At 32.8% G+C, this 21,282-nt stretch carries 24 protein-coding genes; 17 read left to right on the top strand and 7 right to left on the bottom strand.

The window, feature by feature from the left end; translation table 11 throughout:
* Positions 1 to 12: 12 nt before the first annotated feature.
* Positions 13 to 600, bottom strand: coding sequence for a DUF4142 domain-containing protein (locus IHE43_RS16555; RefSeq protein ID WP_192184926.1), 588 nt, complete (start codon positions 598 to 600; stop codon positions 13 to 15).
* A gap of 307 nt (positions 601 to 907) precedes the next feature.
* Between IHE43_RS16555 and IHE43_RS16550 the strand changes: the two genes are divergently transcribed.
* The 6 genes from IHE43_RS16550 (at position 908) to IHE43_RS16525 (ending at position 4,498) form a co-directional block, all read left to right on the top strand.
* A complete protein-coding gene (locus IHE43_RS16550; RefSeq protein ID WP_192184925.1) occupies positions 908 to 1,348 on the top strand; it encodes a hypothetical protein in 441 nt (146 codons plus the stop codon).
* Between the two features lie 58 nt (positions 1,349 to 1,406).
* On the top strand, positions 1,407 to 1,895 hold the full coding sequence (locus IHE43_RS16545) for a hypothetical protein (RefSeq protein WP_192184924.1): 489 nt from the start codon (positions 1,407 to 1,409) through the stop codon (positions 1,893 to 1,895).
* Positions 1,896 to 2,063: 168 nt separating this feature from the next.
* On the top strand, positions 2,064 to 2,294 hold the full coding sequence (locus IHE43_RS16540; protein WP_192184923.1) for a Rho termination factor: 231 nt from the start codon (positions 2,064 to 2,066) through the stop codon (positions 2,292 to 2,294).
* Between the two features lie 110 nt (positions 2,295 to 2,404).
* Positions 2,405 to 3,496, top strand: coding sequence for a DNA topoisomerase IB (locus tag IHE43_RS16535; protein ID WP_192184922.1), 1,092 nt, complete (start codon positions 2,405 to 2,407; stop codon positions 3,494 to 3,496).
* Between the two features lie 106 nt (positions 3,497 to 3,602).
* Entirely contained in the window at positions 3,603 to 3,764 is a 162-nt protein-coding gene (locus IHE43_RS16530) for a DUF1328 family protein (protein ID WP_026985414.1), read from the top strand.
* A gap of 302 nt (positions 3,765 to 4,066) precedes the next feature.
* Complete coding sequence (locus IHE43_RS16525) at positions 4,067 to 4,498, top strand: DUF5661 family protein (RefSeq protein WP_225585170.1); 432 nt, start codon at positions 4,067 to 4,069, stop codon at positions 4,496 to 4,498.
* Between the two features lie 108 nt (positions 4,499 to 4,606).
* Here IHE43_RS16525 and IHE43_RS16520 read toward each other — a convergent pair whose 3' ends face one another.
* Complete coding sequence (locus IHE43_RS16520) at positions 4,607 to 5,125, bottom strand: hypothetical protein (RefSeq protein WP_192184921.1); 519 nt, start codon at positions 5,123 to 5,125, stop codon at positions 4,607 to 4,609.
* A 191-nt stretch (positions 5,126 to 5,316) separates the two neighbouring features.
* On the opposite strand from IHE43_RS16520, the gene IHE43_RS16515 reads away from it, so the two are divergent.
* From IHE43_RS16515 to IHE43_RS16505, 3 genes are all read left to right on the top strand, one after another.
* Positions 5,317 to 5,919, top strand: coding sequence for a ferritin-like domain-containing protein (locus tag IHE43_RS16515; protein ID WP_192184920.1), 603 nt, complete (start codon positions 5,317 to 5,319; stop codon positions 5,917 to 5,919).
* Positions 5,920 to 5,992: 73 nt separating this feature from the next.
* On the top strand, positions 5,993 to 6,724 hold the full coding sequence (locus tag IHE43_RS16510) for a DNA-formamidopyrimidine glycosylase family protein (RefSeq protein ID WP_192184919.1): 732 nt from the start codon (positions 5,993 to 5,995) through the stop codon (positions 6,722 to 6,724).
* Entirely contained in the window at positions 6,721 to 7,434 is a 714-nt protein-coding gene (locus tag IHE43_RS16505) for a DUF72 domain-containing protein (RefSeq protein ID WP_192184918.1), read from the top strand. The genes IHE43_RS16510 and IHE43_RS16505 overlap by 4 nt, the downstream gene beginning before the upstream one ends.
* 106 nt (positions 7,435 to 7,540) lie before the next feature.
* Here IHE43_RS16505 and IHE43_RS16500 read toward each other — a convergent pair whose 3' ends face one another.
* Positions 7,541 to 8,044, bottom strand: a complete 504-nt coding sequence (locus IHE43_RS16500; RefSeq protein ID WP_192184917.1) for a pyridoxamine 5'-phosphate oxidase family protein — start codon at positions 8,042 to 8,044, stop codon at positions 7,541 to 7,543.
* Between the two features lie 248 nt (positions 8,045 to 8,292).
* On the opposite strand from IHE43_RS16500, the gene IHE43_RS16495 reads away from it, so the two are divergent.
* The 3 genes from IHE43_RS16495 to IHE43_RS16485 all read left to right on the top strand — a co-directional run bounded on the left by IHE43_RS16495 (position 8,293) and on the right by IHE43_RS16485 (position 10,905).
* Positions 8,293 to 8,721 carry a response regulator gene (locus IHE43_RS16495; protein WP_192184916.1) on the top strand — a complete coding sequence of 143 codons (429 nt, stop codon included), beginning with the start codon at positions 8,293 to 8,295 and terminating at the stop codon, positions 8,719 to 8,721.
* Between the two features lie 519 nt (positions 8,722 to 9,240).
* Positions 9,241 to 9,579, top strand: coding sequence for a hypothetical protein (locus IHE43_RS16490; RefSeq protein ID WP_192184915.1), 339 nt, complete (start codon positions 9,241 to 9,243; stop codon positions 9,577 to 9,579).
* Between the two features lie 495 nt (positions 9,580 to 10,074).
* Positions 10,075 to 10,905: a hypothetical protein gene (locus tag IHE43_RS16485; RefSeq protein ID WP_192184914.1), complete on the top strand. Its 831-nt coding sequence runs from the start codon at positions 10,075 to 10,077 to the stop codon at positions 10,903 to 10,905.
* 169 nt (positions 10,906 to 11,074) lie between these two features.
* Here the strand turns inward: IHE43_RS16485 and IHE43_RS16480 are convergent, their stop codons facing one another.
* Positions 11,075 to 11,338 carry a SemiSWEET family sugar transporter gene (locus tag IHE43_RS16480; protein WP_192184913.1) on the bottom strand — a complete coding sequence of 88 codons (264 nt, stop codon included), beginning with the start codon at positions 11,336 to 11,338 and terminating at the stop codon, positions 11,075 to 11,077.
* Positions 11,339 to 11,460: 122 nt separating this feature from the next.
* Positions 11,461 to 12,309, bottom strand: a complete 849-nt coding sequence (locus IHE43_RS16475) for an SDR family oxidoreductase (RefSeq protein WP_192184912.1) — start codon at positions 12,307 to 12,309, stop codon at positions 11,461 to 11,463.
* Positions 12,310 to 12,620: 311 nt separating this feature from the next.
* On the opposite strand from IHE43_RS16475, the gene IHE43_RS16470 reads away from it, so the two are divergent.
* From IHE43_RS16470 to IHE43_RS16450, 5 genes are all read left to right on the top strand, one after another.
* Positions 12,621 to 13,835, top strand: coding sequence for a response regulator (locus IHE43_RS16470; RefSeq protein ID WP_192184911.1), 1,215 nt, complete (start codon positions 12,621 to 12,623; stop codon positions 13,833 to 13,835).
* Positions 13,836 to 13,848: 13 nt separating this feature from the next.
* Positions 13,849 to 17,418: a response regulator gene (locus IHE43_RS16465; protein WP_192184910.1), complete on the top strand. Its 3,570-nt coding sequence runs from the start codon at positions 13,849 to 13,851 to the stop codon at positions 17,416 to 17,418.
* A 100-nt stretch (positions 17,419 to 17,518) separates the two neighbouring features.
* Entirely contained in the window at positions 17,519 to 17,884 is a 366-nt protein-coding gene (locus IHE43_RS16460) for a response regulator (protein WP_192184909.1), read from the top strand.
* 11 nt (positions 17,885 to 17,895) lie between these two features.
* Positions 17,896 to 18,705, top strand: coding sequence for a protein-glutamate O-methyltransferase CheR (locus IHE43_RS16455; protein WP_192188240.1), 810 nt, complete (start codon positions 17,896 to 17,898; stop codon positions 18,703 to 18,705).
* Positions 18,687 to 19,280, top strand: coding sequence for a chemotaxis protein CheB (locus IHE43_RS16450; protein ID WP_192184908.1), 594 nt, complete (start codon positions 18,687 to 18,689; stop codon positions 19,278 to 19,280). Before IHE43_RS16455 ends, IHE43_RS16450 begins: the two co-directional genes overlap by 19 nt.
* Here IHE43_RS16450 and IHE43_RS16445 read toward each other — a convergent pair.
* The gene (locus IHE43_RS16445) at positions 19,277 to 20,050 is read right to left on the bottom strand and encodes a porin family protein (protein WP_192184907.1); all 774 of its coding nucleotides are present in this window, start codon (positions 20,048 to 20,050) and stop codon (positions 19,277 to 19,279) included. The two genes, IHE43_RS16450 and IHE43_RS16445, sit on opposite strands and share 4 nt — an antisense overlap.
* 10 nt (positions 20,051 to 20,060) lie before the next feature.
* Positions 20,061 to 21,182 carry a hypothetical protein gene (locus IHE43_RS16440; protein WP_192184906.1) on the bottom strand — a complete coding sequence of 374 codons (1,122 nt, stop codon included), beginning with the start codon at positions 21,180 to 21,182 and terminating at the stop codon, positions 20,061 to 20,063.
* Positions 21,183 to 21,282: the final 100 nt, after the last annotated feature.

Here is a 21,282-nt window from a genome sequence, read left to right as displayed (position 1 = left end):
ATTAAATTTATTTTATTTTTTGTCTAAATTTTGCTTTAGCAATTTAGCATGTTCTAAATGCGCGGTCAATCCGGCAATATTATTCGATGCCCAAGTTCTAACATCTGCATCTTTTGCATCCTCAGAAGCTTTTTTCAACTTGTCAATTGCTTTTTCGTGACCATCAATCATCATGTCAGCGAATTTTTTATCAAAATCAAGACCTGATTTTTCGTTTAGTTTTTTGTATTCTTCCTGTCCATCTTCAGTCAAAGAAGTTGGTAAAGTAAAGTTTTTTGCCTGAGCTAAAGCACTTACTTCAGAAGCGGCTTTAGTATGATCATCAACTAACATTTTTCCAAATTTTTTCACTTCAGGATTAGTCCCTTTTGTTTGTGCCAGTTTTCCGATTTCTATTTCAGCTAAATTAACTTCAGCCTGATCTACTAAAAATTCAGAGTCATCTTCTTTACTATCTATTGAGTCAAATTTTGCTTCGTTTGCATCTTCAGCCACTTCTTTTGAATCTTCTTGTTTAGTTTCATTTTTACAAGAATTCAAGAATATAATGATTAGTCCCGCTCCTAAAATTATTTTTCCGGCTAATAGTATCTTTTTCATGATTTTATAGTTTAAATGTTATGGTGTAAAATTATTCAGATGAATGAAGAATCTTTTACAGCATTATTAAATAATGTTACAGGATTTAAAGATTAGATTTTTTTATCAATTGCGGTTTTCCGTAAGGAAGTGAACGATTTAAATTATAATATTTGAAAAACAGAATTTTAACGTAAATAAAACAGAAAATGATTAATGTTATTTTATGGTTGGTAACGACTATAGTTGTTATCTTGGGGAATCTTTAGGCGATGTGTTTTGAGATCAAATCTTATAAAAATCTATAATTTAATGCCGATGTAAACTAATGAAAAGACTCGTAATTGCATTTGTAATTCCCCTTACTATGATTTCATTGCTTGGATTGACAAAATGGTGGTATGTAGATGTTATTGATGGAACGGACGGAATTATGTATGGTTTTCCGTTAATATATAAATCGTGGGGATTTCATACCTCAATGTCGAATCAGTATTTCTGTTTAGAATTTTTATTTGATTTGTTGTGTCATTTTGCTTTCTGGACAATTGTGTTTTATCTAATAAAGAAGGCTTTCAAAACTATAAAAGCAAAAAAAGCTATTTCGTTATTCTTATATACAATTGCCGGACTTATAGTTATTCTTGAAATGCTTTTTGTAGTTGATCCAATTAATCTATTTAAAATTAAAAGAAACTTTGATGTAGAGGTAATCGAAACTGGATACAGTTTGTTTTGGCAAAATGTTCAAAGACAAGAAAAAGAATAATGGTCATATATAATTTTCCAACAAAATCAAACCTTTTGCATTAATGAGGAACTACGGTATGAATAAAATTATAGCATTTTCCATTATACTTGTCATTCTTACTGGTGGTTGTGCTACAACGAATGTATTACCTGCTTTTAAAGAGGAGCAAAAAATAGTAAATTATGCAGATTCTCTTTCTACAATTTGGATTACAAAATCTTCAAAATCCCGAGACATAAACTTGGTATTTCTTAAGCAATTTAAGGATAGTATCGATATTTATCTGAATAATGACAAAGTTAAAAGTTTTTATAAAAATGATTTTCATTATGATGAGAATGGCAAGGAATATATAATTCATGATGAATCTCCAAATGTTGAAGCGAAAACCATTTTTCTTAAAAAGAAGTCAAAAAACCAGATTATTATTGCTTTGAAAAATAAGAACAAAAAAGTAAGTTTCGTTATTAATAAACTTTATGATGTTTATTTGGTAAGTCACTATAATGATAGTTGGTTTTTAGTGGGAACAAAATCCAGATTAGAAAAAAAAAAATTAAATTAATTAGAAACATAAAAAATCTCAATTCCTTCAAGAATTGGGATTTTTTTTATGCTCCAGATTTAAAGTTAATTATGAAAATTATTACAAGAATTATATAACAGGCTGAAACTGTTTTATTTTGAAATTTGATATACCAAACATTCAATTTTAAACCTAAAAATCTTAATCATGTATGCGACAACTAAAAATGATTATCACGGACTTTTAAAGGAAGGGTATAACAAAAATGAATCAGCTCAGGTTACTACAAAAAAAGATCCTGATTTAAAGGGTGAAAAAACAAAACCTTATGAAGAATGGACTAAAGAAGAATTGTATCAGGAAGCTATAAAAGCTGGTATTCCGGGACGTTCTTACATGAGTAAAAAAAATTTGATTCATTCTTTAAAGAAAAATTAAAAAATGCCACAGATTCCACCGTTTATAAAAATGGTTGTTGAAAAATCTTTTTAAATCTGTGCAATCTGTGGCAAACATCCGCTTGACGGGAAATATTAAATCGAATAAACATGAATACAACAGCAACAGCCAAAGCTGAAAAATTAGTAAACCAATTAATTAAAACACCGCATTTGGTGCTGGAAAAATTAGATTTAGTATATATAAGTAATCAGCAATTGACTATTGAAAGATGTCAATGTGAAGAGGGTTTTATTTATAAAAAAAATGGCCGTTGCATTAAGCAAAAAAGCGAATTGAAACGTATTAGTAGTTTGGTTTTGCCTCCAGCCTGGCAAAATGTACAAATTTCAGATTTACCAAATGCACATTTACAAGCTGTTGGTTTAGACGATAGAAACAGAAAACAGTATCGATATCATCCGAAATGGAATTTGATCAGAAATCAGACTAAATTCTATAAAATAGCAGAATTTGGATCAAAACTACCCGCTATCAGAAAACAAGTTGATAAAGATTTAGAAAGAAAAGAATGGAGAAGAGAGAAAGTAGTGGCTTTAGTGATTCGGCTGATGGAAGAAACCCATATCAGAATTGGGAATGAAAAATACGCTAAAGACAATAAATCATACGGACTTTCGACTTTGAGAAAACGTCATATTAACATTGATAAAAATTCACTTCGATTTGAATTTGTCGGAAAAAAGGGAATTCAGCATACGATTACAACCAAAAATAAGCAACTTATAAGATTAGTAAGTCGCTGTGAGGAAATCCCAGGTTGGGAAGTTTTTAAATATTATGATAAAAATGGCGAAAAAAAGGTCTTAGACAGTCATATGGTCAATGAATATTTGCATACAATTTCTGGTGAATATTTTAGTGCAAAAGATTTTAGAACCTGGGCCGCTTCAATTATATTTTTTGAAACTTTAATGGAAATCGGAACCACATCAGACGAAAAAGAAATAAAAAAGAATATTCTCGAAGCCTATGATATCACAGCAGAAGCGTTGGGAAATACCAGAAATGTTTGCAAAAATTATTACGTTCATCCTTTGTTGGTTTCAACTTATGAAGATGGTTCGATTCAGAAATATTTTGATAGGGTAAAAAAAAGCCGAAGTAATCAGAAATATTTTTCGAGAACCGAAATTGCCTTTTCTGAATTAATACAGAATTATCAGCTCAATTTATTGTAAATCAGTGCTTATAGAGCTATAAATATAATGTTTAGAGTTAATGTTTATCTTTTAAAAACATGAAATTTGAGTAAGAAACAAAAATATTAATTTAAAAATCACGCTTATGTTACGTTGGACTGTCATTTTTATTATTCTGGCCATAGTGGCAGGAATATTCGGTTTTGGTGGAATCGCCGCCGGAGCAGCAGGAATAGCTAAAGTCTTATTCTTTATATTCATAGTATTATTTATTCTTTCGCTTATTAGCGGACGTAGAAGTATTTAATCTATAGCGCTCAGTAAATAAAAACGAACTTGAAACGACACATTTTTTGGTAAATGTGTCGTTTGTATTTTAAAATTATAAACAAATAATATGGGAACAAAAAGCGGTGCTTATCAGGATATATACATAAAAAGAGAAGATGTAATGGTAAGTTTGAAAAATGATGTGACAGATTTTTGTGAAAATATATAAAACCTGTTCATCCTGAAAATTGGGATTGGTCGGTTCGCGATTTTGAAAATCCCGAAAATGATCCAACGATCGATGAGGCGAGAGCAATAGGGAATGTGGTTTATAAGGATTTGAAAAATAAAGAAACAGATGTTGATCTCTCGACAATGAATAATGTAAAAGCAATTGAAGCCTACTTGAATCCGGATAGTAAACATGAGGAATTTAATATGGAAGAATTCGCTTTTGCCTTAAAAGTTGAATTGGAACACGGAAGAATAAAAGATGTAAATGTAACTAACAATCATCCGTTTTTAACAGCCATGATTGCATTGGCACACATGACAGAAAGTTTGACGTATTACAAAAGATTAAAAGTGATGGAGGCCGAAGGTGAAATTTATGAAATCATGCGTAAAATTGAAACTTCAGAAACTGGAAACGAAGAATGGTATAAAGAATTAGGCAAAGCCGAACAAGAATTGAATGAAGCGAGAGCAGAACTTGCAGAACGCCTGGAAAAAATGGATGATATTCCTGCCTTGGAAAAAATTGGAGATTAGTCTGGAAGAACAGATTCTAATCTTTTTTAATCTCTTAATCTGTGGCATCAAAAACAAAAAAAACCGTTAAGTGATTAACGGTTTTCTTGTTTCTTAGCTTTTTTGACCTTAGAATTTTCTGGGATCATTTGCAGGATAATCTTCTTCAGAATTTTCTTCTTCAATTTGATCCTCTTCAATTTCATCTTCTTCAATTTCATCCTCATCATCTTCGTCGATATCTTCCAAATCGTCAACTTCATTAAAGTCACCATCTTCGCGTTCACGAATGTCTGAAGGATTATCCAATTCATCAACAGCAGGATCAAGATCAGCATCTACGGCATCATCATATAAATCATCACTATTATGAATTAGATCTTTTTTAGAGTGAAAATCGTCGTCCAGATCCTCAATATCTTCCTTATCATAAAACATTTCATCAGGATTTACCTCATTTGGATTATGACCATTTCTAACCATATATCCGCGTTCTGCGATTTCGCTGTTATTGTCGTCAGTTTCTTTCATGTCGTCGATATCATACAGTTCTTCATTCATCAGTCTGTTTTTATCGGCAGTATTTAGATTTTGATTTCTCGGATCTCTATTACTGGTTGTACTGTTTTTTTGTTCTGTAGTATTCATAATATAAAGTTTTATAGTATTAGTGTGTTACAAATCTAACCCTGAACATGAAGGATTTTCTTATATGATTTTTAAATGCAATTGTATAATTAACAGGTGTTTAGAATGAAATTTTATTAAATAATGATATAACTAAAACCGATCTCTGGTAAAGTAATTTTAAAAAATATTAATCCATATAAATTTTTATTATGAAAACTACAACGAATAAAAAAGAGACAGCTGCAAAAACAACTGCAAAATCTGCTTCAACTACAAAGACTGCAACAAAAGCAGGAGTAACAAAACCAAAATCTGATGCCGCGTCAGGATTAACAGAATTATTTGAAGACGGACTAAAAGACATTTACTGGGCTGAGAAAGCTTTGACAAAAGCACTTCCGAAAATGGCTAAAAATGCAACATCAAAAGAACTTATTGATGCATTAAACAATCATTTGACAGAAACAGAAGGACAAATTAGCCGTTTAGAGCAGGTTTTTGAACTGGCCGGACAAAAAGCTACTGCAAAAAAATGTGACGCAATGGCGGGTTTAATTGAAGAAGGAAACGGAATTCTGGAAGAAACAGAAATTGGCGTTGTTCGTGATGCCGGAATAATAGCTGCCTGCCAGAAAATTGAGCATTATGAAATTGCTACTTATGGTACCTTAAGACAATTTGCAGAAACATTGGGAATGTCAGAAGCTGCATCTTTATTAGAGCAAACGCTTGAAGAAGAAAAAGGTGCTGATAAAACATTAACAATTGTGGCTGTAAATGCCGTAAACTTTGAAGCTGCAGAAGCGAATTAAGTTTTTTGAAAATACAATATAAAAGTGCAGTTTTTAAACTGCACTTTTTAATTATAAATTTAAAAGCCATATTATGCCCGAAGGTCCATCTATAGTGATATTAAAAGAAGATGTGCAACAATTTACAGGAAAAAAGATCATCGACGTTTCCGGAAATAGTTCTATTGATATTCAGCGGCTTAAAGACAAAACTATATTGGAGTTTAAAACCTGGGGAAAACATTTTTTAATTTGTTTTGAAGGATTTACTCTAAAGATTCATATGCTGATGTTTGGAACGTATCGTGTCAACGAACGAAAGGAAACCCCACCGAGATTAAGTCTGGTTTTTTCTGATGGCGAAATCAACTTTTATACCTGCTCGATAAAAATTCTGGAAGGAAATATTAATGATTTCTATGATTGGAGCGAAGATGTGATGAACGATAATTGGGATCCAAAAAAAGCAATGCAAAGCTTAGAAAAACTTCCAAATGAAATGATTTGCGATGCAATGTTAGACCAAAATATATTTGCCGGAGTAGGGAATATCATTAAAAATGAAGTTTTGTACCGATGCCACATTCATCCAGAATCTTTGGTAGGTAAAATTCCGTTTGATCATCTTAATGAAATTATTTCAGAATGTTCCATTTATAGTTTTGAATTCCTGTATTGGAAGAAAAAATATGAATTAAAAAAGCATTGGGAAGCTCATACGAAAACAGTCTGTTTGCGCTGTAATTTACCACTGATAAAAAAATATACAGGCCACAAAAAAAGACGAAGTTTTTTCTGTACCAATTGTCAAAACCTGCACACATGAAAAATGAAATTCAAATAGGATGCTCCAGCTTTAATAACCGATTTTGGAAAGGAATTTTCTATCCGGAAAACTTACCTGCTTCAAAATGGTTTGACTTTTATTGCCAGCACTTTAATACATATGAATTTAACGGAAGTTTTTATAGATTCCCAACAGTAAAAGTATTCGAAAATTGGTATAATAAAGCACCGGAAGATTTTGCATTTTCAGTCAAAGCGCACAAAGAAATTACGCATATTAAAAAGTTTATTAACTGCGAAGATTTGATTTCTGAATTTTATCAGATTTGTAAATTAGGTTTTAAAGATAAACTAGGTGCAGTTTTATTTCAATTTCCACCAAGTTATAAGTTTAGCCCTGAAAATCTGCAGTTAATTATTCAAAACCTTAATACTGAGTTTAAAAATGTAATTGAGTTTCGACATGAAAGCTGGTGGATACCTGAAGTTTGGGATGCTTTTTTAGCACACAATATAACATTTTGCAGCGTGAGTCATCCGCAATTGCCAAAAACTATTTTTACTAATTTTCCTTTGGTATTTGTTAGATTTCATGGCGTTCCGAAAATGTTTTATTCGAGTTATGATACTGAGGAATTACTTCAGATAAAAAAAGAAATAGCTTTAAAACCAGGGTTTGTATATTTTAATAATACTGCCAGTGACGCTGGAATTTTAAATGCGTTGGAGTTTAAGACAATGAATTTTTAACCGCAAAGTTCGCAAAGGGTTTGCGCAAGGTTCGCAAAGATTTTTAGTATTTTTCTTTGTGTCCTTTGCGTAAAATCCTTGCGAACTTTGCGGTTAAATAATAAAACTATTGCAACGTTAAGTTACCTTCAATTCCGTCATCCATAGTTTTCCCGGTTACAAAGGCAGCAGCCATTTTTGCAATAGCAACCATTTTTCCGTTTTTGTTATTCCAATAATAACCATCTTCCGGAACGACTTTAATAACACTTAAATTTGGATCGTCTTCACCGCCCGGCATCCAGACTTTAACAATTGGATTCCATAATTCTTTTATTGTTTCGCGATCGTATGAAATAGTTGCAGTGCCGTGTAAAGTCAGAAATTTATCATGCGGTTCAGAAAAGAAAATTTCAACTTGTGGATTCAGGCTGATTTCTGCATTTTGACTGCTGTTTCTATCTGATAAAAACCAAAGTTGACCCAAATCATCAATTTTTTGAACAGACATTGGTCGTGATTGTAATCTGTATTCATTGTAGGTACAAAACATACATGTTTTTATGTTTTCTGCAAGATCTTTTATTTTATCTACAGCAAATTCGTTCGTAAGGTCTTTATGATCTCCCATGACTTTTATGTTTTAATTAATGATTGTAAAATAGTTAAGCGTCTTATTTACTATGAGTTAAAATAGTATTTGTAAAGACTCAGTTTATAAAAGTAAAATTGCTTTTTATATATTATTTGAGGTTATATAATTTACTTTATTAATTATGAGATTACAACTATTAATTTATTGTGAGGGTTTGTAAACAAAGTAATAAATCTATAAATTTGACCTATCTTTGATTAAACTTAAATAGTTTCACTTAATACATGACAAATTTGACGATATTTTACACGGATGATGATGAAGACGATTTGAGTATTTTTGAAGATGCAGTGGAGTTATTACAAGAAAAAATACACCTAAAAACTTATAATGGAGGAGATAAATTGCTAGTAGCAATCTATAATCCGCCACCAACACCACATGTCGTTTTTTTGGACCTGAACATGCCGGGAAAAAATGGTTTTGATGTTTTGAAAGAACTGAGAAGTTCAGAAAAAAAAGATACTCCTGTTATCATTTTTTCAACTTCTAATGAGCCTGGTATTATAGAAAAATGTCGTTTGTTAGGGGCTAATTTGTTTATAACCAAGCCCGTTCTAATGAAGGATATTGTAAAATCTATCGAACATGCCTTAAGAATCAATTGGAAAGAATTTGTCACGGACCATAAAAATTTTGTGTACAAATCGTAAATAATAAAATTTTAAACCTATATAAAACACATAAGTATTATTTAAGCTTGTGTGTTTTTTATTTTACTATAATTCAGGTAAACAAATATCAAAAGTAGCTCCTTCATCTTTTTCGCTGTACGTTGTAATAAAACCTTTATGATTCTCAACAATTTTTTTTTACAATCGCTAAACCAATTTCACATAAGCTTGTGACCATGATTCGACCGGACCTACTGCAGTTTTACTCCGGTCTTTAGCGCGTGTTAGGCCTCCATTTCACCACCTTTGGCCAGAAAATCCTGATTTACTTTGGTCATCAAATTTTGGTTTTTATTATAAAGAATAAATATATTTTTTTAAATACTACTTTCTAAAATCATTTTAGAGAATTTAAAATTAGTAAAATAATTATTGATTTTATTTCGCCTTTTTTAATTGAGGCAAGATTTAAATCTATTGAGTTAATTTTATTTGATAGCAATGATGAAATTTGATAAATCAAAGATTTACAAAATAATCCCGCTTAAAACTTAAGTCATGAAAAAAGAACAAAGACACGAAACCGATTATATTAAGAAATATCAGGAAGAGGGTTATACTGCAAATTTTTTGTTTGAAAATGGCTGCCTGTTAGACTCAGAAACAAAATACGCTTATAAACCAGAAGAAATTTTTATAGTTGCACACCATCGCTACGAAGGTATGAGTGATCCGGACGATATGTCTATTTTATATGTAATACAAACCGGTGATCAAAAAAAAGGAACTCATTTAATAGGATACGGCCCAACAGCCGATTTAGAAGAAGCGGAATTCTTTAAGGATATTCCGGAGGAAAATTATTCTGTTAATGCAGATATCCATAAACTTACGTAAGATAATTAAGTAGGTATTTTTATTTTGCTGAGAAGCAGCTGTTTTCAGATTTTTCTGAAGGCAGCTGTTTTTTTTTGAGGTGCAAAGGTTCAGAGTTCCAGAGGTTCAAAGGTATTTATTTGTATGTGAAATTCAGTAAATGAATTGCGTAAGTACCACATTAAAGATCCAAATATAGAAATATAGGTAGCCTTTGCACCTTTGAGATCAGAGGTTAAGAGGTTCAAGGTATTTATTCGTATGTAAAATTGAATTGATGAATTACGCAAGTGCCACATTGTAGATCCAAATATAGACATATTGCTAGCCTTTGCGCCCTTGCACCTTTGAACCTTTGCACCTCCCTTCTAATAATTATGAAAATTCTCTCCAAAATTGTGTAATAAATTGATTTGCAATATGTACGAACTTTGAAGTATCAAAATAACAAAGTAAAAACCAAAAATAGGTTTGTAGTACATTATACTAAACCACTTTTATTTAAACCAGACCAACATGAAAAAATTATACTTAAATACTGGAGGATTCAATACTATTTTTAATGACCTTAAAGAAAGTTTTGATGGTGAATTATCAGTAAGCAACAATGAATACACATTAAATATAAAATCAAAATGGGCACGAGGAACGATCAAAGCGATACGTTTTGAAAAAGAAATGTCATACCTTAATTTTGATCTTGTATTTAATCACGATGTAACTTTAAGTATAGAATCGCTCCAAACGGCTCCAGTCTTTTTTGCTTATTGCGAACAAGGAACGTTAGCACATAGTTTTGGTGCGAATGGAACGCAAAAAAAAATTAAAAAGAATCAGACGGCAGTTTTAAATAATACGTCTCTTATAAATAGTGTGTTGTTTTTTGAGAGCCATAAGCCAATTCAGTTTTCATTAGTAGGAATGCCAACTCAGGCTTCTGTTAAAGAAAATAATATTACATTGGTTTCTCAACTTAAAAAAAGATTCACTACAGAATCCGGGCAGTTTTTATATATCGGAGCCAAAAATCAAAAAATTGCTGAAAAATTACAAGAACTAAATAATATACCTCAAAAAGGAATTGTTAAAAGTTTACTTCAAAAAAGTATCCTAAACATTATTTTAGAGATGGAGATAGCCCAACATAGTTACAATTATGTTAAAACTTTTGAGCCAATAATGAATTTAGCTAACAGACAAATTAATGAAATCAGGAGAATTTCGAATCTTAATTTCGCCGATGTAATTAGTGCGGCAGGTTTAGCAAGCCGAAATTATCTGCCACGTATTTTTAAAGAAAAATATCATTTTTCATTTAAACCATACAATCAAAAATTAGCTAGCTAATAAGCATCACATATCTTAACTAACTATTATGAAAAAACAGCTTTTATAACGAGCTGTTTTTTTTATTTCCATAAGCTCATTTTTGTCATCCCTCGTCCCCTCGGCATGACATTGTTGATAGTTAAAAAATCTTAGAACCTTAGCGCCTTAGTATCTTAGCAGCTCAGTACTAAGATTCTTTCTCATAATAAATAATAAAATAAACCATAAGCAGGTTCAGACAAAAAGAAACACTGTTGGTAATTATTATAGGAAGATCATTTTTGAGAATGCCATAAATAATCCATACCATAATTCCGAAAGTCAGGATGCTAAAAGTTTTCAGCGAAATAGCCTTCACTTTTTTAGTTCTCCACACCTTCAAAATCTGAGGAATGACGGATATAGTAACACAAGTTCCTGCAAATAATCCGATAATATCTATATAATTCATCTTTTAAATTTCTAAATTTTTATCTCAGTGACAGTTTTCAGTCTCAGTCACAAAGCAAGGTGACTAGAAACATGAAAAGCAAAATCTTTGAACCTTTGTAACTCTGAGCCTTTGAGCCTTTTTTACCCTCCAACGAGTTCTCCACCATTAATATGAATAAATTGCCCTGTAATATAGCTGCTGTCTTCGCAGGCCAAAAACACATAGGCAGGCGCAACTTCTGAGGGTTGCCCGGCTCTTTCCATTGGATTATCTTTTCCGAAATCGGATAATTTATCAAAACTGGCTACAATCAAAGGCGTCCAAATAGGACCTGGTGCAACGCCGTTTACACGTATTTTCTTTTTGGCCAGCATAGTTGATAACGATCTGGTAAAACTCACGATGGCGCCTTTTGTACTCGCATAATCGGCTAAATGTTCGCTGCCACGATACGCTGTGACTGAACTTGTATTGACAATAGTGTCGCCTTCTTTTAAAAACGGCAACGCTGCTTTTGTAATATAAAAATAAGGATAAATATTAGTTTCAAAAGTTTTATGAAGCTGCGAAGCCGTTATTTTTTCCAATTCATTTTGAGGAAATTGTGTTGCAGCATTATTGACTATAATATTTAATTTTTTGAAATGGGTATGGCATTTTTTTACAGCGTTTTTACAGAATTTTTCGTCTTTTAAATCACCGCTTATTAGCAAGCATTCTTGTCCTTCTTTTTCTATTAGGGCTTTTGTTTCAAGTGCATCTGTATCTTCTTTAAGGTAAACAATAGCAATATTGGCTCCTTCTCTGGCAAAATGAACGGCTACGCTTCGGCCAATACCGCTGTCGCCACCGGTTATAAAAGCAACTTTCCCTAATAATTTACCACTTCCCACATAGTTTTCTCTAATGATTTCCGGTTCCGGATGCATCAAATGCTCGTTACCTGGAAGTTTTTGTTTTTGTTCCGGAAATGTTTTTGTCTTTTTCATAATTCATAATTAGAACAATATTCAAGCTCTAAAATAGATAGATATAACACAATAGCTTGACTGAATTGATTTTAAGATTGTCTCAATAAAAAAAATGTATTAACCCAAACATGAATATTCTGTAAAATTGACATGGGAATTATGTAACTATTTTTTTTCCCGATAAAATAGCTTCCATTAAAATTTTTATAAATTTGGGAGTTACGCCGAAACGAGTAATCAACGTTTCGGATTTTCATAAACAAACAAATATTTATCGGAATCGAATTTAAACTAACAATTTTAATTCATAACGCTTTACCCAAACAGGCATGGTATTAATTGTAGACGATATAAGAGCAAATATAATTGCCTTAAAAAAGACATTAGAATTGCATGATATCGATGTTGACACTGCTGAATCAGGAGAGGAAGCCCTGAAGAAGATTCTCAAAACAAATTATTGCCTGATAATCATGGACGTTCAGATGCCCGGACTTGATGGTTTTGAAGTGGTCAAAATTCTTTCCGGAAATAAGCGGACTAAAGACATTCCGGTCATTTTTCTTTCGGCATTAAATATTGAAAAAAAATACATTTTTAAAGGTTACGAAACCGGTGCTGTAGAATACATTACAAAACCTGTTGATTCTGATTTACTCATTCTTAAAGTAAAAACATTCATAAAAATCTACGAGCAGCAAAACGAATTAAAAGGAATGAAAGACCTTCTGTCTAAAGAAATAAAAATAAGGAAAGAAGCTCAGGATAACCTCGAAATAAAGATTGCAGAAAGAACCAGAGAACTGGTTTTAAAAAATGAAGAACTGGAACTTAGAAACCATGAACTTCAACAATTTTCCTGGGTAGTTTCTCATGATTTGAATGAACCCATCCGGAAAATCCAAATCTTTATAAAAATCATCAAGGAGCTTTATTTAACTGCAGATGAAAAAGCAATCGATTATGTGGATCGAACGATTAAATCGGCAGAAAGAATGCAGACTTTAATTACCGATTTGCTGGCGTACTCAAGATTATCTTCACAAGTAAAACCTGAAACCACAGACTTAAATGAGGTGCTCCAGGAAGTACTATCCGATTTTGATTATCTGATTGAACGCAAAAATGCAACAATCAAAACCACTGAACTCCCAACTATAGACAGTATTCCGAGTCAGTTGCGACAGGTTTTTCAAAATCTAATTGGAAATGCACTTAAATTTTCCGGAAATACAGATAAACCACTAATCGAAATTACATCTGAAATCATTGCAGAAAAATCTTTTGAAAGCCCGGTTTCGGCAGACGGAAAATTTTGCAGAATTGTAGTTAAGGATAACGGAATTGGTTTCGATGAAATTTACCTTGATCGTATCTTCATTATTTTCCAGAGTTTAAACGACCGACAGAAATACGAAGGAACCGGAATTGGCCTGGCAATCGCCAAAAAAATCATTGAAAAACACAATGGGTTAATCACGGCAAAAAGTCAAATAGGAGAAGGTGCAAGTTTTATAATTGTACTTCCAGTAAAATACGAATAATTATAAATAAAAGATGAAGAATAACTTTAAAAGAAATTTATTAATCAGTTCACTGGTTTCATTATTAGTATTAATGATCAGTTCAACAGCTTCCTTTTTTAGTATTAAAAGCTTATTGAATAGTAATTTTTGGGTCAACCATACTCAGGAAGTTATTTACAACTTAAATGAAGGATCAGCTATCATAACCGAAGCGCAAACCAGCATGCGCGGCTACCTTATTACCGGCGACGAGCAATTTGTAGAAAGATACAATGATGCCGAGACAAGATCTAATAATTATTTTGAAAAAGTACAGGAACTTACTGTTGATAATCCATCACAACAAAAACAATTAGAAGAATTAAAACCGCTTAGAGTTAATTTTTTCAAATACCTGAACAATCAAATTGTAAAAAAACGACTCGGAAAAGATGGCGTTTCTTTTGATCTCAATGAAGGTCGAATAATGATGAATGATTTACGATCTAAAATAAAAATAGTTGAAGTTGCAGAACAAACTTTATTGAAAGAACGAGGCGAAAATTCAGAACGCTATGGAAATTACAGCTTAGTTTTAATTATTGTAGCTTTTATTACCGCCTTTGTAATTTCGATTGTCTTTTTGTTCAGAATTTTAAAAGATTATAACGAACGTTTGATCCTTCAAAATGAATTAGAGAAAAAAGATAAAGAAACCGCCGCAAGAATTGAAGCAATCAGTACGATCGCCAGTAATATTTCGAATGGTAATTATGATATTCGTGTTACTGACACCCAATCCGATGCATTGGGAAGCGTGGGAGAATCACTAAACAGCATGGGGGTTTCGTTAAAAAACTCTTTCAATTTATTATCACAAAAAGAATGGATGCAATCAGGAATTGCAACTCTGAATAATGTAATGCTTGGAGATAAAGCCCTTCAGAAACTATCAAAAGATGTTATTGAGTTTTTATGTCATTATACCAACAGCAATGCTGGAGTTCTGTATGTGTTAGAAGGAGATGAACTTTGTTTTTCGGGTGGTTACAGCTATATTCCGGGCAAAAATCGGGAGCGTATTCAAAAAGGAGAAGGTCTGATTGGACAGGCAATTATTTCAAAAGAATTGCTTGAGCTGAAAGAATTGTCTCCAGATGATATACAAATTAATTATGCGTTAGGCCAAATAAAACCTACACATATTGTAGCCCTTCCTTTGTTAGATACCAGGGTAGAAGGTGCTATCGAGCTGGCTAGTATTTATGGATTCTCTGATCTTCAAATAGAGTTCTTAAAGACGGTGGCAAACAACATCGGAATTGCGATTAAATCGACTCAAAATAGAAAAAGAGTGATGGAGTTGTTGGAAGAAACCAAATCGCAGTCAGAAGAATTGCAAGCACAACATACAGAACTGGAAGCAATAAATGCAGAGCTTGAGGCGCAAACAGAAAAACTTCAGGCATCAGAAGAGGAACTTAGAGTTCAACAGGAAGAACTGGAACAAACCAACGAAGAATTGTCTGAAAGAAGTGTTTTATTGGAAGAAAAAAACAATGAAATTCAGAAGAAATCTGAAGCATTAGAATTGACAACTCGTTATAAATCAGAGTTCCTTGCAAATATGTCTCATGAATTGAGAACACCGCTTAATTCAATTTTACTTTTAAGCAGGTTATTATCTGAAAATAATAACAAAAGCATGGTCGCTGAGGAAATTGAATTTGCAAAAGTTATTCAGAGTTCAGGAAATAGTTTATTGGGATTGATCGATGAAATTCTGGATTTATCTAAAATTGAAGCCGGAAAAATGGAACTCGAATTTTTAGATGTTTCCACTAAAGAGATTACAGATACAATGTGGAATCTCTTTAATTTGATGGCTAAAGAAAAAGGAGTTACGTTTGAAATTATTTCTAAAGACGCGCCAATTGTCATTAAAACAGACAAAATGCGTTTAGAACAAATTCTGAAAAATTTAATTTCGAATGCGATTAAATTTACAGAAAAAGGAACTGTTAGTCTTGAAATTAAGATCAATACTGATGACGATAAAATCATTTGTTTTATTGTAAAAGATACCGGAATCGGAATTCCGTTAGAAAAACAGCCACTTATTTTTGAAGCTTTTCAACAAGCCGACGGTTCGACCAAACGTAAATATGGCGGAACAGGTTTAGGATTATCGATCAGCCGTGAATTAGCAAAATTACTAAGAGGTGAAATTATTTTGCACAGTAAAGTAGAAGAGGGAAGTACGTTTACGTTATGTCTGCCGGTTTTTGGTTCGGCCATAAACAAAATAAATGTAGAAAAAATTCCACCAACAGAATTTACAGAAGTTGAAAATATTGGAAAAGATGACACAAAAAATAAATATTTAAGTGCCGTTATTCCTGATGAAATTGAAGATGACAGAGATTCAGTACAAGAAAGCGACAAAGTAATTTTGATTGTCGAAGACGATATTAATTTTGCAAAATCACTTTTAGCCTTTACGAGAAATAAGGGTTATAAAGGAATTGTTTCCGTTCGTGGCGACTATGCCTTAAATTTTGCAATGCTGTATAAACCTGTGGGGGTTTTGCTGGATATTGAGCTGCCAATAAAAAGCGGTTGGGAAGTTTTAGAAGAATTAAAAAACAATTCACAAACCAAACATATTCCAGTGCACATTATGTCATCGCATAAATTGAAACAGGAAAGCCTGTTAAAAGGAGCGGTCGATTTCTTAGACAAACCTGTAGCTTTTGATAAGATTCCGGATGTATTTTTAAGAATTGAACATATTGTAAATAAAGAAGCGCAAAAGGTTTTAATTATCGAAGACAATCCAAAACATGCAAAAGCATTGGCTTTTTTCTTAGAAACATATAATATTAATGCAGAGATAAAAAGCGAGGTTTCTGATGGTTTACAAGCGTTAAACAATACAGAAATTGACTGTGTTATCCTGGATATGGGAGTTCCGGATAAGCAAGCGTATGCAATTTTAGAAGGTGTAAAGAAAAACCCGGGACTAGAAAATCTGCCGGTAATTGTTTTTACCGGAAAAAGCTTGTCGATTAAAGAAGAAGTGAAGATTAAGAAATATGCCGATTCGATTATTGTAAAAACGGCACATTCGTATCAAAGAATGCTTGATGAGGTTTCTCTTTTTCTTCATTTAGTTGAAGAGAAAAAAGATCCAAAAGACAAAAAGGAAAGTTATAAAAAGCTAAATTTACTTAATAATATCCTGTTTGAAAAAAAGGTATTAATTGTAGATGATGATGTTCGTAATATTTATTCATTGACAAAAGCTTTAGAAGTCTTTAAAATGAATGTGATTACGGCTTTTGATGGAAAAGAAGCGATCAAAATTCTAGACGAACATCCGGACACAGACATTGTTTTATTAGATATGATGATGCCAAATATGGACGGTTACGAAACAGCGGAAAAAATACGCAGCATGCCAAAATTCCTGAATTTACCACTGATTGCCGTAACAGCAAAAGCGATGACAGGCGACAGGGAAAAATGCATCAAAGCCGGAGCATCAGATTATATAACAAAACCAGTAGATATCGATCAATTGCTGTCGTTATTACGCGTGTGGCTTTACGATAAAATATAAAAAAAGTTTTGCCACAGATTTTACAGATTAATTGAAAAAAATCCTTTAAATCTTTTAATCTGTGGCAAAAAGATAAAAACCAAATTAAAAGCAGGCGAATATGAATAAAAAAAGACTCTTAATTATTGATGATGATTCTAGAAATATTTTTGCTTTAGAAAACACTTTACGTGCCAGATCATTCGATTGTTTGTCTTGTTTAAGTGCCGAAGAAGCTTTAAAATTATTAGAATCTGAAGAACAAATTGACGCCGTTTTAATCGACATGATGATGCCGGAAATGGACGGTTATGAAGCAATTCCACTAATAAAAGCGATTCCTTCAAGAAGATTAACTTTTGTTATAGCGGTAACCGCCCAGGCGATGATGGGGGACAGAGAAAAATGTTTAGAGGCTGGGGCAGATGCCTATATTTCGAAACCAGTTGATGTAGATAAATTGCTTCAGGTGCTGAAGGAAATATGAAATGAGTTATGATGATTGAGGATATCGAGTTAGAAACACTTATAAATGATGTTTACGAATATTACGGTTTTGATTTTGGAAGTTATTCGAGAGCTTCACTGAAAAGACGTGTGAACAGAATCTATCATTTAGATGGATTTACCCATTTTCATGAGTTTCTTTCCAGAGTTCGATATGATCCCGAATATTACAAAAGAATGGTAGACGAAATCACGGTAAATGTAACCGAGATGTTTCGTGATCCTGTTTTTTATAGTGTTTTAAGAAATGAAATTCTACCGTTATTAGGAACCAAACCTTTTATCAGATTGTGGCACGCCGGCTGTTCTACTGGCGAAGAAGTGTATTCGATGGCTATTATGCTAAAAGAAGCGGGTTTACTTCATAAATCACTTATTTATGCGACAGATATTAATACTTCGGTATTAGAGACAGCCAAAAAAGGAATTTTTCCCCTTCGAATGATGAAAGAATATTCAGAAAACTATCGCGACGCTGGTGGCAGGGAAGATTTTTCAAGTTATTATATTGCCAATTACGGAATTGCAAAATTTAATGAAGAACTCGCTGAAAAGATGGTTTATTCACAGCATAATTTAGTGTCAGATACTTCATTTAATGAATTTGACATGATTTTATGCCGCAATGTTTTAATTTATTTTGACAATGATCTTCAAAAAAGAGTCATTAATTTATTTGATGAAAGTTTAGCCGTTTTAGGATTCCTTGCTTTAGGGACAAAAGAAACCATAAAATATTCGATTACTACAACTAAATACAAACAGTTTGATAAAGAAAAAATATGGAGAAAAGTGAAGTAATATCTGGCTGTAAAGTGGTTATCATAGGTGGATCGGCAGGAAGCCTTAACGCTTTAATGCAAATCTTACCGGAATTGCCGAAGTTAAATGGTTTTGCCATTGTAATTGTAGTGCATCGAAAAAGCACTGACGAGCAAACACTAGAAGATTTAATTAGTTTAAAATCTAGTGTGCCATTAAAACTTGTTGAAGATAAGACACCACTAGTTCCGGGTTTTGTATATGTTGCGCCTTCAAACTATCATTTATTATTCGAAAAAAACGACTTGTTGGCATTGGACACTTCTGAAAAAATAAATTTTAGCCGGCCAAGTATTGATGTTTCTTTTGAATCAGCAGCAGAAATTTATGGAGAAGCTTTAGTGGGTATTTTATTATCCGGTTCAAATACCGACGGAACTCTGGGATTACAGGCTATTAAGGCTCATGGAGGTACTGTTGTGGTTCAAAGTCCGCTGGTGGCTGAAATGCCTTTTATGCCAAACAATGCCATTTTGTATACAGAACCCCATTTTATTTTGCAAAATCATGAAATATTAAGATTGATTGTTTCTATCAATAACCCTAATAATTAATTTTTAGATTTTGGCGCTTCTTCCTCAGGTAAAATAATGCGGTTTAATTCGGCTTCTTTTTCTGCTTTTTTTCGGGCTGCTTTTCCACGGCCAATTGGTATTCCAGCTGTAACGTACAACGATCGGTTGAATTGTTCGGGACCATCTCCTTTCATTACCGGAACCAATCCGTAATAATATTGGACCGTCATATTCAATCCGTTTCCAACATTCATATGATAACCGGCACCAAGTGCAATACCGGCATCAATTACGTGTATTTGATCTCTGATATTGTGTTTGTAAACTACTTCGTCACCGTCATATTCTTTTCGGAATTTGTCAAAAGCTTTGGCTAATAATCCAAGCTGCGGACCTGTTTTTAAATAGATATTATTTTTGAACTGATATTTAATCAAAATTGGAACATTAAAATAACGGATTTCACGATCGACTTTTCCTCCTGCAAAAGTATTATCCAGATTGGCATCTCCTAAAGAATAAACGGGCATACCATGTGCTCCCATTGGAGATTTTACGATTACGCCGGTATTAATCATCCAGGCTGGATTTTTTTTAGATCGGATATCAAAATAAAACCCAAGATTAAAACCTACTTCGGTACCCGAGGTCTCCATATTTGAAATCGTCGAAAAGTTGACCCCGCCATCCAGACCAAATTCTAAAAAGGGAGAATTCAGTTTGTCTCCAAAAAGAAGGGAAATTAAAACTTGTGATTGTGCTGGTGTGATACAAAAGAAAGCGATAAGTAATACTAAACCTTTTTTCATAAGATCTGGATTAAAGTCCAAAACGATACTGAAGACTACCTAATGCCTGCGTACGACTGCCTAAGAAACCAACTTCAGCCCGAAACATTAAATGTTTACTGAACTGATATTGAGATCCAATAATAAAATTCCACATGTCTTTTGGTCTTTTTTGAAGCGAATATTGAACAGATGAATCTGAAGCAGTACTCAAAGCTCCGTCTAATGTGCTTAAAAATGTTCCGGCTCTTTCAAGTGCCCGATTTGCAGTATTATGTTTTGTAACATTCACTGGATTTTTTTGCTCAGCCGGTGTCAGGCCATCCCACCAGTTATCTACTTTTGTTTGATTTTCAGAAACTTTTGCAAGACCATTGTCTACTTTTAACTGGGCATCAGATAAATCTATAAAATCAGACAGAGGTAAATCTCCATTAGTATCACCGGAAATATGAACTCGAAAGCCTCCAACCCAAACCGCAATATTTTGGTCCGGTTTATTAAATTTAAAAGTTTTACCTAATCTTGGCCCAAAAATATAGGAAAAAGCAGGTTTGTCAAGAGAACTAATGTCAGTCCAGGCCATATTCATATCCAGTGCAAACCATCCGCCTCCAATACCAATTGTTGGGGTCATACCAATACCAAACGTAGTGGCATTAAAATTAGCTTTAGTACTGAAATTGGCTATTTGAGACCAGTTATTATCTGCATCCGGAACATAAATTCCAGCATTAATTTTTGTTGCCGTATTGGCTTTGCCAAAAATTCCGTATACATTTAAAAAAGGAAGAAGCCATACATCTGGACGAACTGTCAGTGCCGATGCTTCGACAGATGATTTGTCAAAACGAACGATTTCATCTAAGTTATATTGCGGACCATGATTGAAACCAATATTTAAATCATTTATAACAATTTCAGATTCCTGCCAAAAATAATTTACAGAGACTCCCGCAGAATAAGGTAATTTATATCCTTTTTGGGCAACTTTTTCTCCCCAGATTGGCAATGCATATGGATACTTTTCGACTTTAAGACTATCTTTCAGTTGTTCATTTTTTTTACCAACTATTTTGTCCGTATAAACCTGGCCGAAAATTTGTATGCTAAAAAATAATAATATGGCAGATATTAGCGTATTATATTTCATTGACTTGTAGTGTTAAAATTAATTAATAAAACTGTTTAGAATAAATAAGTACTAATGTTATTATTAGGAGGAATGTATGCTTATGTATCTGGCTTGTAGT

The sequence above is a fragment of the Flavobacterium sp. MDT1-60 genome, assembly GCF_014844035.1.
Classification (GTDB): Bacteria; Bacteroidota; Bacteroidia; order Flavobacteriales; family Flavobacteriaceae; genus Flavobacterium.
The sequence above is the reverse complement of the archived record's forward strand: the minus strand, read 5'-3'. Positions and strand labels throughout refer to the sequence as shown.